Annotated in this window: 11 protein-coding genes; 3 read left to right on the forward strand and 8 right to left on the reverse strand. The window is 57.9% G+C overall.

Features of this window, described 5'->3' with window-relative positions:
* The first annotated feature begins 440 nt into the window (after positions 1–440).
* Together ACO07N_RS10365 and ACO07N_RS10370 are read left to right on the forward strand one after the other, a co-directional pair.
* Positions 441–1,919 carry a peptidoglycan-binding domain-containing protein gene (locus ACO07N_RS10365; RefSeq protein WP_421980943.1) on the forward strand — a complete coding sequence of 493 codons (1,479 nt, stop codon included), beginning with the start codon at positions 441–443 and terminating at the stop codon, positions 1,917–1,919.
* A gap of 389 nt (positions 1,920–2,308) precedes the next feature.
* Positions 2,309–2,935 carry an MSMEG_1061 family FMN-dependent PPOX-type flavoprotein gene (locus ACO07N_RS10370; protein WP_421980944.1) on the forward strand — a complete coding sequence of 209 codons (627 nt, stop codon included), beginning with the start codon at positions 2,309–2,311 and terminating at the stop codon, positions 2,933–2,935.
* Positions 2,936–3,118: 183 nt separating this feature from the next.
* Here the strand turns inward: ACO07N_RS10370 and ACO07N_RS10375 are convergent, their stop codons facing one another.
* Positions 3,119–4,036 carry a LysR family transcriptional regulator gene (locus tag ACO07N_RS10375; protein WP_421980945.1) on the reverse strand — a complete coding sequence of 306 codons (918 nt, stop codon included), beginning with the start codon at positions 4,034–4,036 and terminating at the stop codon, positions 3,119–3,121.
* A 102-nt stretch (positions 4,037–4,138) separates the two neighbouring features.
* On the opposite strand from ACO07N_RS10375, the gene ACO07N_RS10380 reads away from it, so the two are divergent.
* Positions 4,139–5,002 carry an NAD(P)-dependent oxidoreductase gene (locus tag ACO07N_RS10380; RefSeq protein ID WP_421980946.1) on the forward strand — a complete coding sequence of 288 codons (864 nt, stop codon included), beginning with the start codon at positions 4,139–4,141 and terminating at the stop codon, positions 5,000–5,002.
* Positions 5,003–5,217: 215 nt separating this feature from the next.
* Here the strand turns inward: ACO07N_RS10380 and gyrB are convergent, their stop codons facing one another.
* The 7 genes from gyrB to ACO07N_RS10415 all read right to left on the reverse strand — a co-directional run bounded on the left by gyrB (position 5,218) and on the right by ACO07N_RS10415 (position 14,208).
* Positions 5,218–7,671 (reverse strand): DNA topoisomerase (ATP-hydrolyzing) subunit B, encoded by a 2,454-nt coding sequence (gene gyrB / locus ACO07N_RS10385; protein WP_421980947.1) that lies wholly within the window; start codon positions 7,669–7,671, stop codon positions 5,218–5,220.
* 132 nt (positions 7,672–7,803) lie between these two features.
* Positions 7,804–8,952: a DNA replication/repair protein RecF gene (gene recF, locus ACO07N_RS10390; protein WP_421980948.1), complete on the reverse strand. Its 1,149-nt coding sequence runs from the start codon at positions 8,950–8,952 to the stop codon at positions 7,804–7,806.
* Between the two features lie 36 nt (positions 8,953–8,988).
* Positions 8,989–10,107 carry a DNA polymerase III subunit beta gene (gene dnaN, locus ACO07N_RS10395; RefSeq protein ID WP_421980949.1) on the reverse strand — a complete coding sequence of 373 codons (1,119 nt, stop codon included), beginning with the start codon at positions 10,105–10,107 and terminating at the stop codon, positions 8,989–8,991.
* Between the two features lie 169 nt (positions 10,108–10,276).
* On the reverse strand, positions 10,277–11,752 hold the full coding sequence (dnaA, locus tag ACO07N_RS10400; protein WP_421984412.1) for a chromosomal replication initiator protein DnaA: 1,476 nt from the start codon (positions 11,750–11,752) through the stop codon (positions 10,277–10,279).
* A 152-nt stretch (positions 11,753–11,904) separates the two neighbouring features.
* The gene (locus ACO07N_RS10405; protein WP_421980950.1) at positions 11,905–12,345 is read right to left on the reverse strand and encodes a rhodanese-like domain-containing protein; all 441 of its coding nucleotides are present in this window, start codon (positions 12,343–12,345) and stop codon (positions 11,905–11,907) included.
* A gap of 646 nt (positions 12,346–12,991) precedes the next feature.
* Positions 12,992–13,258 (reverse strand): 30S ribosomal protein S20, encoded by a 267-nt coding sequence (gene rpsT, locus ACO07N_RS10410; RefSeq protein ID WP_421980951.1) that lies wholly within the window; start codon positions 13,256–13,258, stop codon positions 12,992–12,994.
* 176 nt (positions 13,259–13,434) lie between these two features.
* Positions 13,435–14,208: an enoyl-CoA hydratase gene (locus ACO07N_RS10415; protein ID WP_319385317.1), complete on the reverse strand. Its 774-nt coding sequence runs from the start codon at positions 14,206–14,208 to the stop codon at positions 13,435–13,437.
* Positions 14,209–14,245 lie beyond the last annotated feature (37 nt).

Genomic DNA, 14,245 nt, shown 5'->3' on the forward strand with positions numbered 1-14,245 from the left:
TTTGAGCGCCCGCAATTATGCGTAACTACTGTTGCGTGCCAAAACCTCACTACACTTCGTGTTAAATCACTCTCAACCAAGTGTTACCGCTCGCAGACAAGCGTTGAATGAGATTCGCGGGCGGGACTGCTTGAACTTCGCCACTTCATCGAGGCGCAGTCGTCGCTGCAGTCCCTGTGACTTGCCCCATTGCTACTCATTGCGACATACCGCGTTCAGGGGCAAATGCAACCGCGTCGGTCGGTAAAATGCGATCTGCAAACAAAAGGCTCGTGGTGGCGCCAGGTACTGTCTAGGCAGGAAGGTCCTGCAGGTCCAAAATCACTACGACCCGACAGGCCAATGACGGCAAAGGGACAGAGCCATCGTTGATTTGACATCCCAAATCGCTAACATCCACTAGCGCAATCGAATAGTCTTTATTGGAAGGAATTCGGATAGTGCGACAATTTGTGAGATCGTTTTTTGTCCTGATCAGCCTGTTTTTGACGGTTGGTGCCAATGCGCAAACGCTGCAGGAAATACGCGAGGCCCAAACGCTGCTGATCCGGGCTGATCGGAACCCCGGACCGGTCGATGGCGCTTGGGGCCGACGCACAGAAGCGGCACTGGTCGATTTTCTGGCTGAACGTGGGCTGGAATTCGAGGGTGCATTGACTAACGAACACCTAAATTTGCTTCGCAAAGCGCCGGAAGGTCCGGAGTTCGTGCGGCGGGCAATCGGGTTGCGAAACACGCTCCCGAGAATCTTGCGAGACAATCGAGACCAGCCCGAGAACGAACCCGTGAATGTGACCGCTGGCCGGGAGCTAGCCGAATGGGCAGATCCTAGCCCCAATCTGGTGACCTTGCGATTTTACCTTTCAAAGTATTTGAACAATATCTACAATTTCCAACATTTCGTAGCGGAGCCTTCGGAAAACCCACGATCAATCGCGTTCAAGGTGACACCAAACCGTTATTTGTCGGCGCAAATGAATTATACGGCAATGACGTCCTACCTATTCTACAAGGATGGTGCCGTCATTCATGACGAACGATCCCCTGAGAGCCGGTTTGGCGATAAAGTGACGGACGAGACCGGTCTTTGGTCAAACTCGGTCGGAAAAAGCATGGTGTCCTATCTGTTGGCCCACGCGATTTGCGAAGGACATATTGGCGGCGTTGACACGCGTCTGGATGATTGGCCTTTGATCGAAGACACGGTCTATGACAACCAACGCATCCGCGATATTGCCGATATGCGAGCTGGCGATCAGAAGTTGGTCGACAACTGGAAAGGGCTAATTTCGAGTGGGCGTTGGTACAACACCACATCAATCGGGGACTTTGCAAGGAACGAATTGCGTGGAACGAAGCCAGCAGGACAAGAAGGCAAACGTCCTCATAACTATAGTGGTCTACCGACCAACATCCTCTTGAACTACGTCATTCACAAGCTCGGTGATGACTTCGAAAACTTTATGAACCGCGTTTTCGGCGATCACGTTGGCGTCGAAAACCGGGTGCTCTTTTTTCGAAATAGCGGTATCAAGGTGGAGGAAGGACTTGGATGGTATCAGTTCCGCGCCTCGCGATACGATTACCTTCGGATCGCAATGACGATGTTGGAGGACTGGGAAAGCGGAAACTGTCAGGGACAGTACTTCCGGGACATCTTGGCACGGGCCGCACCCAAGAACAGAACTGGCCGCGTGAGATACGTCAGCATCGACGAATCGTTGCGCTATGCTGGCCAGTTCCATGCGGTATACCGCGGAATGGAGAACCGGAATGTACTTGGCATGGACGGCTACGGCGGGCAGTTGATCCTGATGGATTTTGACAACGCCAGCGCCATCGTAGTGAACAGCATTCATCTCGACTACGACTACTACCAGCTTGTCCATCGGGCAATCCAGAACGGCAAGCTTCCGTGATCTGACAAGGCTTGGCGTGTTAAGCACCTCTGTAGAGATATGGAATAGGCAAAACGCTCAGTGCAGCTGGCCGCGTCTCGGCGGACCGATGGGCACAGCCTTTGGGCAATGTGTTACAAAAAGTTGCATGAGGAGCGGTCACCCGACAATGCACAACTGTCCGACCTGGAAATTGAACGGCAGGCCTGTGATTGGCGGTCGGCGTATTTGAGGAACCCAATTGGGAAACCCGCAAGGCTTTTAGGATTGGATCGCTGTTTTGTCCGCAAAGTCGAAGTTCTGTGGTGTTGCGGTCAATGTCTGAATGGCGGACGAAGCTGACATTCCCGTTTTCAATCTATAAGATTCAGCCAAGAGACAGTGTGCGAGATCGGGAACGGAGGGACAGGGTGACATTCGAGGAAGAAATTCATGACTTGGATCGCCTGCGGGAAATTCTGCCCTTTAGTGAATCCGCTCCAGCCGCTCTGAAAGTTTCGGATTGTCTGAATGAAGTTGGACGAAGGTTCATCGGACTTTCACCCTTTATTGTCATAGCCACAAAAGACAAGAATGGGCTTATAGATGTCACGCCGAAGGGCGACCCCGCTGGTTTCGTCAAAGTGCTTGACGACAAGACACTCGCCATACCCGAGCGGCTAGGAAACAATCGCGTTGACGGCTTTTGCAATATACTTACCGATCCAAACGTCGCTCTAATTTTCATTGTTCCTGACCATAACTTCACTTTACGTATTGCAGGCAAAGCACGGATCGTGCGTGACCAAGAACTTTGCTCTCGGATGGCGGTGAACGGTAAAGAACCGGAACTTGCACTGGTCGTTGATATTGAAGAGGCATTCATGCACTGTTCAAAATCCCTGATCCGCTCGGGGATTTGGCGTGACGAGACTTGGCCCGAGCGGGGCACCGCCCCGCGACTTGCGGACTGGCAAGTCACAGTCGTCGATGACGGCCGGACTGTCGATGAAGTGTTCGCCAAGCATGACCACGACGAAAAAAACCGGATGTATTGAAGACTGACGAACTCGGTAGGTTTGGGCTCGGAGCCGGCATTCGCCGCATACGCTTCTAGCGTTCGCTTCAGGCAGGAAGCGGACAGGTGAAATAAGGTCGGGAAGCAAAGGTTGGCCACGCCACAGACTAATGTTGAAAATGCGGACTTTGCTGACATCGGGTCAATGACTGCCTTGCGATTCTCAAAGCAAATGGGCCGGCTTCCATCTGTACAAGTTTCTCTCATACTCGGTCATTGATTGAGAAAGCCATCGCATGAAGTGTTTTGATGCTGGTCGAAATGTTCCGGGCAGCGTGACCAGATAATAGCCGATTTCAGGAATGGGATCGTCGAACAATGCTACGAGTGTCCCTGATTTCAATTCATCTGCAATAAACGCGGGTACCGTCGCACCAATACCGTCACCCCGGCGAATGCCGTCTAGCAGCATATTGCCCGGTAAGCGGATGACCTTTCGTTTGGTTTTCGGCGAAATGCCCACTTTTTCAAGCCACAAATCAAACTCGATCGAGGCGTGTTCCTGGAGCAATGGAAAGTCCAGAAGCTCGGAAGGGTCGGAGAACACTCGATCACCGATCAGGTCCCTCGAGGCGACAACCGTCAGACAGCCGGGTAGCAAAAGCTGCGATTGAAGCCCAGGCCAATGCCCGGTTCCATATCGGATCGCCAAATCAACGCCTCCGGGTTTCAGGTCGACCGCCTCGATCGTCGACTGGATCCTGAGCTCGATATTCGGGTTATCGTCCATGAAGTCGGATAGGCGGGGCATCAGGAAGGCGCTGGCAAACATTGGCGTGGCAGACACCAGAAGAGGTCTCACCGCTTCTGCCTTTGACATATTCTCGGTCAAGGTGGCCATCGCGGCAAAGGCCTCAAGCAACCCCGTACAAAGATACTCACCCTGCGCGGTCAATGAGATTCCGTGTTGCGTGCGGATGATGAGCCGGGTTCCGAGACGCCGCTCCAATCCGCGGATTTGTTGGCTGATCGCAGAATGCGTCACATTCAACGCCCTCGCGGCCTTGGTCAGATTTCGATGCTCGGCAGCGGCAGCAAAAGCCCTGAGCGATGTCAGCGAGGGTAGCGTATGCCAATCCATACGTTAGATCATCTTACAACAAAGCTAAATTTACAACTACGACAAATCCCCGTTCCGTCGCATGCTTGTCCTGTAATGCGTTACCGGCTGATGGAGGAAAGAATGACGAAACTTGCTGTGCTGGGTCTCGGTTCCATGGGGTCTGCGTTGGCGCATTGTCTGCTCAAGAACGGTTACGAAGTCAGCGTCTGGAACCGTACGCCAGGCAAGTGCGAGGCGTTGGCAAATGCCGGTGCACAGGTATGCACCTCGGCGGACGAAGCTGTCGGCGCTAGCAACTTCGCAATCGTCTGCATCAAGAGCCACAAGGAAACAGTGGCGTTGGTGGGAGGTTTGAGCACTTCCCTTGAAGGCAAGACCATCTGTGACATGAGCACTGGCGAAACATCCGATGCCGATGCGCTGGTTTCGATTCTTGGCGAGAGAGGCGCCAATTACATGTTAGGCATGATCAATGCCTATCCGTCCGGAGTTGGTAAGGAGGACACGACAATTCTGACAGTCGGAAGCGCCGGTGCATGGGAACAATACGGCGACGTCATCCGAATCTTGGGCGGTAAATCGGAAAATGTCGGAGAGCAACCATCTGCTCTGGCTGCGCTGTTCGCCGGACTGTTCACTGTGCGCCAGGGGTTCATGTTCGGGATGATCTATGGCGCACTTGTCTGCAAGAAAGCCGGTATTCCGATGCAAGTTTATTCTGATCAGCTTCCCGCGACACTCAAATTGGTCAATGACTACCACGATCTGTTTGCCAGGACTGTTCCTACTGAAGATTATGACAATGCCGAAGCATCATTGAAGGTCTATGCTCTGGCGCAAAAAGATGCCTTGAAGACTTTTGGATCCCTAAATGCCCCGACAGCGTTTATGCAACTCATCTACAAGCAGACAAAGGGCGCTTGGGACAAAGGCTTCGGCGACAAACAATTGACTGCACTGGTTCAGTATATGGCGGACCAGTGATCTTAGCACCCGAAAGTCATGCTTCGGGAAGGCCAAACGATTGCGGACACAAAGCAGCCATTTCGGAATGAGCGGGAGCTCATGTTCCAACAACTCAGGCAGATTGTTGATTTCCGCCTAAGTTGCAGAAATTTATGAAACTAGGTTGATAACCGCCCGCCGCTTCGCGAATTCTCATCCGCTCCGCGAAACTGAATGCACTTCCCGACAATCGATCAGATATCCAGGTTCGCCACGGACAGGGCGTTGTCCTGGATGAACTCCCGGCGCGGCTCCACTTCGTCGCCCATGAGCTTGGTGAAGATGTCGTCGGCGTCGTCCGCCTCCTTGATCTTGACCTGAAGCAGTGAGCGGACATTCGGGTCGAGCGTCGTTTCCCAGAGCTGTTCCGGGTTCATTTCGCCCAACCCCTTGTAGCGCTGAAGGGAGATGCCCTTCTGGCCGAAGCTGTAGACATGGTCGAGCAGGGCTCTCGGACCGCGGATTTCCGTCGGCACGTCCTTGCGGCGGAGCACCGCCGCCTTGCCGTAGACCTCGTTGAGATGGTCCGCATAAGCCGCAAGCCGGCGCGCATCGGCGCTGTCGAGAAGGGCCGCATCGATCGTCGCGGCCTCTTCGACGCCGCGCACCGTGCGCTGGAAGACGAGGCTGCCGTCATCCTGGGCAACACCGGTCCAGCCGCGTTCGAATTCGTCGGCCAGGATATCCATGCGGCGCGCGATATAGGCGGCGGCCTCTTCGGCCTTGGTGCGGTCCTCAAGGATCTCGGTGTTCAAAGCGCCGGCGATCGCGGCCTGTTCGACCACATCGCGATTGTAGCGCGAATGCAGTCCGTCGAAGATTTCGGCGAGCTTGCGCGCGTTCTCGACGACATTGTGAAGATCCTGGCCCATCCGGACCTCGCCATTCGCGAGCGTCAGCGTGGTCTCGTCGAGACCCTGTGCGATCAGGTAGTCTTCAAGAGCGGGCTGGTCCTTGAGATATTGCTCGGACTGGCCGCGCTTCACCTTGTAGAGCGGCGGCTGCGCGATATAGACATAGCCGTTGTCGATGAGTTCGGGCATCTGCCGGAAGAAGAAGGTCAGCAGCAGCGTCCGGATATGGGCACCGTCGACATCCGCATCCGTCATGATGATGATCTTGTGGTAGCGCAGCTTCTCGATGTTGAACTCTTCCTTGCCGATACCGGTGCCGAGCGCTGTGATCAGCGTGCCGATTTCGTTGGAGGAGAGCATCTTGTCGAAGCGGGCGCGTTCCACGTTGAGGATCTTGCCGCGCAGCGGCAGCACCGCCTGGTTTTCCCTGTGCCGGCCCTGCTTGGCCGAGCCGCCCGCGGAATCACCCTCCACCAGGAAGAGTTCGGCCTTGGACGCGTCCCGTTCCTGGCAGTCCGCGAGCTTGCCGGGCAGGGACGCGACGTCGAGTGCCCCCTTGCGCCGGGTCAGTTCACGCGCCTTGCGGGCCGCCTCGCGGGCCGACGCGGCTTCGACGACCTTGGAGACGATCGCCTTGGCCGGCGCCGGGTTTTCTTCCAGCCAGTCATTGAGTGTCTGGGCGATGAGGTTCTCCACGACGGGGCGGACTTCGGAGGACACCAGCTTGTCCTTGGTCTGCGAGGAGAATTTCGGATCGGGAACCTTTACGGACAGGACACAGGTCAGACCTTCCCGGCAGTCGTCGCCGGACAGCGAGACCTTTTCCTTTTTCATCAGCCCGGTCGCTTCCGCATAGCCGGTCACCTGGCGCGTCAGCGCCGCGCGGAACCCGGCAAGGTGCGTGCCGCCGTCGCGCTGCGGGATGTTGTTGGTGAAGCACAGCACCTGCTCATGGTAGCTGTCGTTCCACCACATGGCCGCTTCAACGGTGATGCCGTCCTTTTCGGCCTTCATCGTGATCGGGTCTTCGATCAGCGGATGCTTGGCCCGGTCGAGATAGCGCACGAAGGCTTCCAGGCCGCCTTCGTAGAAAAGCTCCTCCACGACATCTTCAACGCCGCGCTTGTCCGTCAGGATGATCCGCGCACCGGAGTTCAGGAAGGCCAGTTCGCGCAGACGGTGTTCGAGCGTGTTGAAGTCGAACTCCGTCTTGCTGAAGGTTTCCGGAGACGGCAGGAACGTGACTTCGGTTCCCTTCTTGCCATTGGCCGGTCCGACGACCTCAAGGGAGCCCTGTGCCTCGCCGTGCGCGAAGCTCATGAAGTGCTCCTGGTCGTTGCGCCAGATCCTCAGATCGAGTCGTGTCGACAGCGCGTTGACCACCGAGACGCCGACGCCGTGCAGACCGCCGGAGACCTTGTAGGAGTTCTGGTCGAATTTTCCGCCGGCATGCAGCTGGGTCATGATGACCTCAGCCGCCGAGACCCCTTCTTCGGGGTGCAGGTCGGTGGGGATGCCGCGCCCGTTATCCGAGACCGTCACCGAACCGTCCGGGTTGAGCGTCACCGTCACGTGGTCGGCATGTCCGGCCAGTGCTTCGTCGATGGCATTGTCGACCACCTCGTAGACCATGTGGTGCAGGCCGCTGCCGTCATCCGTGTCGCCGATATACATGCCGGGGCGTTTGCGCACCGCATCAAGCCCCTTGAGGACCTTGATGGAGTCCGCTCCATATTCGCCTCCGTTATCAGCTTCAGGGGTCGGAATGGGCTCTGACGTGGACGTGTCGCTCATGCGAATCAATCACCAATCGGTTTGTCTGTTATCACCCCGTTATACGGGGTTCCCCGGGGTGTTCAACCGCACGCGGCCGCTCGTGAAGCCAGCGAAACGATTATGGTGGAAAACCACAAGATTCAGGCGGTTTTATGAGGTTGGACCGGGTGCGATCCGCCTGACTTCGCCGCTGCAGATTTCAAGGATCTCGGCCTCTGCCGGCAGGGCCTCGAACAGCGCCTGGTCGGTGCCCGTCATGAAGACCTGTCCGCCAAGCAGGGCGAGCTTGGCAAACAGGGCCGCGCGCCGGTCGGGATCCAGATGTGCCGCGACCTCGTCAAGCAGCAGCAGGGGCGTCATGCCGCTGACCTTGGCGGTGAGTTCGCAATGGGCAAGGATCAACCCGATCAGGAGCGCCTTCTGCTCACCCGTCGAAGCGAGCGCGGCCGGCATGTCCTTGGCCGCATGGCGGACCTTGAGGTCGCTGAGGTGCGGGCCGGTGAGCGTTCGTCCGGCTGCCCGGTCCCGGCCCCGGCCGCTGGACAGCGCAGCGCGGTAATGCTCTTCGCGGTCGGCGGCGTTCATTCCGGCCGTGTCGCGTTCGAACGTCCCCTCAAGGTCCAGTGCGGCACTCGGAAACGGCTGGCTCTGCGCTTGCTGCTCGGTAATCGTCTGCGCAAGAAGATCAACCGTTTCCTGCCGGGCGAGGGAAACGGCCGTTCCAAGCTCTGCAACCTGCTGTTCCAGGGCCGTGAGATAAGTGTCCGTGCCGCCCTGTTCCAGCAATTTGTTCCGTTGGCGCAGGGCGGTTTCAAAATTGCCGACGCGGCGGCCGTGACCTGGGTCGACCGACAGCGTCAGCCGGTCGAGAAACCGGCGCCGGTCCGAGCCCGGTCCGGTGAACAGGCCGTCCATCGCCGGCACCAGCCAGAGCACGCGCACATAATCCAGAAGCGTTTCCGAGCCGCGTACATCTTCCCCGTCGATGCGGACTTTCCGCCCGCTCGCGCCTTCCACAAGCCCTGTCCCGAGTTTCGTTTCCAGCCCGTCGAGGTCCACCGTCGCGGCAACGCTCCAGCTGCCCGGACCCGAGCTGCGCGCAACGTCCGCGAGCGCGGCGCGGCGCAGGCCGCGGCCTGCCGTCAGAAAGGAAATCGCTTCAAGAATGTTGGTCTTCCCGGCACCGTTGGCGCCGACGAGGGCAACCATGCCGGATTCCACGGGAAACGACAGTCTTTCATGGTTGCGGAAGTCGGTCAGGGACAGGCGCGTCACCTTCGCCGTCCTGAATTGGCTCATTGACCTGGGTCCGCTTCAGTTCGGGCCGACCCGGGGTCAGACCCGCATGGGCATGAGGACGAACAGGCAATCCTCGACCGTGTTGTCCTGGATCAGTGTCGGCGAACCGGAATCGGCGAGACGGAACAGGGCCGTGTCGCTGCCGAGCTGATTGGCGATATCGAGCAAGTAGCGGGAATTGAAGCCGATTTCGAGGGGTTCGGCATCATATTCGACGGCCAGCTCTTCGGTCGCGCTGCCCGAATCCGGGTTGTTGACGGTCAGGACCATCCGGCCCTCGTCGAGTGACAATTTGACCGCGCGCCCGCGCTCGGAGGAAATCGTCGAGACACGGTCGACGGCCTCCTTGAACTCGTCGCGGTCGACCCGCATTTCCTTGTCGTTGTTTTGCGGGATGACCCGCCCGTAGTCGGGAAACGTGCCATCGATCAGCTTGGAGGTCAGAATGATGGATCCGGTGGTGATGCGGATCTTGGTTTCCGACAGTTCGATCTGAACGTTGGCTTCAGGGTCTTCAAGCAGTTTCTGGATTTCGCCGACCGTCTTTCGGGGCACGATGATGCCGGGCATGCCGGAGGCACCCTGCGGTGCGATCACTTCGGCCTGGGCCAGCCGGTGCCCGTCGGTGGCAACGGCGCGGAACTGCTGACCGTTGGTGGCGTCGACGGTGTGGAGGTAGATCCCGTTGAGATAGTACCGGGTTTCCTCGGTCGAGATCGCGAACTGCGTCGTGTCGATGAGTTTCCGGATGTCGGCGGCGCTCAATGCGAAGCCGTGGCTGAAGTCGCCTGCGGTAAGATCCGGAAAGTCGGTTTCCGGCAGCATCTGGAGCGTGAACTTCGACCGGCCTGCCCGGATTTCAAGAGTGGCGTTGTCGCCCGTGGTTTCCAGAACGACCTGTGATCCTTCCGGGAGCTTGCGCACGATGTCGTAGAACATGTGCGCGGGAACCGTCGTCGCGCCGGGCATTTCAACCATGGCCGGAACGGATTCGACGATTTCAAGGTCCAGGTCGGTTGCCTTGAGGTTGATCGCGTTGCCGTCGGCGCGCAGGAGGACATTGGAAAGAATGGGAATGGTGTTTCGCCGCTCGACCACCCGGTGAACGTGGGTCAAGGACTTGAGGAGATCGGTCCGTTCGAGGGTCGCTTTCATACGCTTCTTCCGTACTCGTGAAATGTCGGGCGCAGGGGCCCGGGCAATCTGGACATGTGGGCTCCCATCGGGAGCGGGGGGAAGACACTGCCCTTAACCGTCGCCAAAAGCAAGGGGGCGTCCGCGTGGAACGCCCCCAATTTCGATTGAAAATCGTGCAGTGACGCGGTCAGGCGTCCAGCATGCGCTTCAGCAGTTCGAGCTCCTGCGCAAGCGCGTAGTCGGCCCGCGACAATTCCTCGATTTTGCGCACTGCATGAAGAACCGTCGTGTGATCCCTGTTTCCGAACCGGCGCCCGATTTCAGGCAGCGACCGGGGGGTCATAACTTTCGCAAGATACATGGCGATCTGCCGGGGCCGCACGATCGTCCTGGTCCGGCGGGCGGACAAGAGGTCCGCCTTGGTGACGTTGTAGTGCTTGGAGACGACGCGCTGGATGTCCTCGATCTTGACGCGGCGCGGTTCGCTGGAGCGCACCAGGTCGCGCAGTGTCATTTCGGCCATTTCCTGCGTGATCGGCTGGTTGGTCAGCTGATTATGCGCGATCAGGCGGTTGAGCGCCCCTTCAAGATCCCGGCCGGAAGACGCGACATGCCGGGCGACATAGTCCAGCACGCTGTCGGGTACCGCGAATTGCGGGTAGGACTTTTGCGCTGTCTCGACGCGGGATAGGAGGATGTTGCGGCGAAGCGTGAAATCCGGCTCCTGGATACCGACAACGAGCCCGCCGGACAGGCGAGAGCGGACGCGGTCGTCCAGTGTGTCGAGTTCGGAAGGCGCCCGGTCTGCGGCCACGATCACCTGGCGGGCTCCGTCGATGAGCGCGTTCAGGGTGTGGCAGAATTCCTGCTGAACCTGCTTGCCGTGCAGGAACTGCATGTCGTCGATCAGCAGCAGATCGATCGTGCGCAGTGTGTCCTTGAACGCCAGCGCAGACTGGGACTTCAGGGCGGCAACGAACTTGTACATGAAGTGCTCGGCGGTGAGGTAGAGCACCTTGTGACCGTTCGCGCGCGCCTTTGCCGCGACCGCCTGCATCAGGTGGGTTTTGCCGAGCCCGACCGACGCATGGAGATAGAGCGGGTTGAAGGTGACGGTGCCTCCGGCGGCAACCTGCCGTGCCGCGGCCAGCGCCAGATTGTTCGACTCGCCTTCGACGAAGGTTTCGAACGTGTATTTCGGATCAAGCGCGGCGCCCTGCAGCACGTCGCGTGCGCTGTCGGCATTGCTGTCACCGCGTCCGAGAGCCGCTGTCGCCGCCTGTGCACGCGTCACCTGCGACGCGTCAGCAAGCGTATCTGTGCGACCGTCGGCACTGATCGCCTTGACACCGCTCGGGGCCGCCAGCCCGGGCTGTGCAACCGGTGTCTGCCGCGGGCGTATCGCGCCGCGCACGGTCAGCTCGATGCGATGAACATTGTCGCATTCACGCTGCCAGAGACCCATCAGCTGGTCATTGTAATTGTTCTGAATCCACTGCTTCAGGAAACGGGTCGGAACCGACAGCCGCACCGTGCCGTCCTGGTGTTCCTCAAGGTCTACGCGCGCAAACCAGCTGGTAAACACATCATCGCCCAATTCGGCACGAAGCTGCTTCTTTACCCGTTTCCAATGTTCGGAGCCACCGGCCTCCTGAACCTGCATATCATTTGCCTCCTGTTTCATGAAGACCGGTCCGCCACAGCCGGTCTTCGACGCCTTGCTGCTTTTGCAGCGTTATTTTGTCCCTTTTGGGACGGTTATTCCGTTGGCGGCAGTTTTACGCCTGCCGCCGTTCCCCGTTATACGAAGGGAAACTAACTTTGAATCCAGGGCAGTCCGGCGGCCTTCCAGCCGGACTGTGTTCCGCGATGACGATCCGCGTCCAGCGGTCCCTCGAACCCGTCCGAGATGTTGAAACAACGCGTGTGCCCGGCCTGTGTCAGCACTGTTGCGGCTGCCTGGCTCCGGGCACCGGAGCGGCACAAGAAATAGATTGGAGCGTCCAGGTCAAGCCCTTTTTTCGAAAGGTGGCTCGACACGGCATTTGCGAACTCGGGGTTGGGGCCGGACGAGGGAAAGCTCTGCCACTCGATCAGCATGGGTTCCTTGCCAATGGGGCGAAGATCCGGCACGCCGACAAAGGACCATTCGGCCTGCGTGCGCACATCGACGAGCACCGCATCAGCCTGCTCGGAAAGTGCGTCAAACGCCTCTTGCGACGTTACGTTTCCAGCGTAACCACCCACGCTATGCACAGTTGCCCCCTCCGATAGCGAAATGCTATCGAGTTAAAGTATTACCAAGAATTTCAGAGTGGAGAATTAGTTCGGAAATGAACTAAGAACCCTGCGTATCGAATACACTCATGTATCCAATCCACGATTTGGAAACCACGTGCTCAGCTATACATCGATTAGACTTATTCATGATTGTCCCAAGCACCGTTTTTACGTTTTGTGCTGGTCTTCGTCGCCAGCCGTGAGCCTAATATACAGACGGTTTCAGAGGGGGCAACAGCGACTTTTGACGATTTCCGGAAAAGCCTCGATTTTGCCCCAACGTCAGAGATTTTTTGCCTGTTGTGGGCGAAGAGGCAAATGCTTTTTGCCGCAATAACTTTTCGCCCTCACGGCCGGTGTCACAATACAAAAACGACCGTTTCAAAAAAATTTTCAAACAGGATCTATTGACTCGTATCGAATCCGGTTCGATTGAGTTTACTGATTCCTACATATCTGTAAGATATTGATTAAAAACATTTTTCTGTGTCAGCATGCTGGCTGTTAAAATTTACGATATGGAACGCGAAAAATGCAAAAAGATGTCATCCACAAAATTGCACGGCTAAAAAAAACCCGGCAGTGATGCCGGGTCTTTTTAACGGTCTGATGACGCTGCGATTCAGGCGCTGAGCGCCTTGATGCGTGCGTTGAGCCGCGAAACTTTCCTGGAGGCCGTGTTGGCGTGCATGACGCCTTTCGAAGCCGCGCGCATGATTTCCGGCTGGGCTGCCTTGAAGGCCTCGGTTGCCGCTGCCTGGTCGCCGGAAGCAATGGCTTCTTCAACCTGGCGCAGGTAGGTGCGCACACGGCTGCGGCGTGCTTTGTTCGTGGCCGTCCGGCGGGCAATCTTGCGGGCCGCCTTCTTGGCCGATGGTGTGTTGGCCATGGGCTCAATCCTGATCGGTAATTGGGACAAGTGTCCGGTGGCGATCGGGATCGAAGCGCATCGGCGTTAGGACCCGATCAAAAAACAAAGGCGGCGGAAGACCGCCACCGATTGGGCGCTGCTTATAATCGCGCTTTGAGCCGCCGTCAACGGCTTTATCAGGCACAATGCCAAGATTATTTGTTGCGGAACTGGGGTGCGCGCTTTTCTGAAAACGCGGTCATTCCTTCTTTCTGATCCTCCAGCGCAAACATCGCCTGGAAGACGCGGCGCTCGAAGCGTACGCCTTCCGAAAGCGTCGTTTCGTAGGCCCGGTCGACGCTTTCCTTCGCCATCATGACAACGGGAAGCGAGAACTCCGCGATCTTCTCGGCCACTTTCAGGACCTCTTCCAGGAGATCGTCTGCCGGCACGATCCGGCTGACGAGGCCACTTCGCTCGGCTTCTTCGGCATCCATCATCCGTCCTGTGAGCACCATTTCCATCGCTTTCGACTTGCCGACGAAACGCGTCAGCCGCTGCGTGCCGCCGGCACCGGGGATCACGCCCAGCGTGATCTCCGGCTGACCGAACTTGGCCGTGTCCGCCGCGATGATGAAATCGCAGAGCATCGCCAGTTCGCAGCCGCCGCCCAGGGCATATCCGGCAACCGCGGCAATGATCGGTTTGCGGTTCCGCGAGACGCGGTCGAACGGCGTGATCAGGTCTGTCTGATACGCGGATGAAAAGTCGTGCGGCAGCATCTCCTTTATGTCGGCGCCGGCGGCAAAGGCTTTTTCCGACCCGGTGATGACAACGCAGCCGATGCGCTCGTCCTCGTCGAAGCCGTCGAGCGCGGTTCCGAGTTCGGCAATCAGTTCCGAATTCAGCGCGTTCAGCGCTTTCGGCCTGTCGAGCGTGATCAGGCCGACCTTGCCACGTTTCTCGACACGGATGTTCTTGTATCCCATTTCGCCTGCTCCCAGTGCCAGCACCTGTCAGTGTTAC

The sequence above is a fragment of the Roseibium sp. genome (assembly GCF_965229775.1).
GTDB lineage: Bacteria > Pseudomonadota > Alphaproteobacteria > Rhizobiales > Stappiaceae > Roseibium.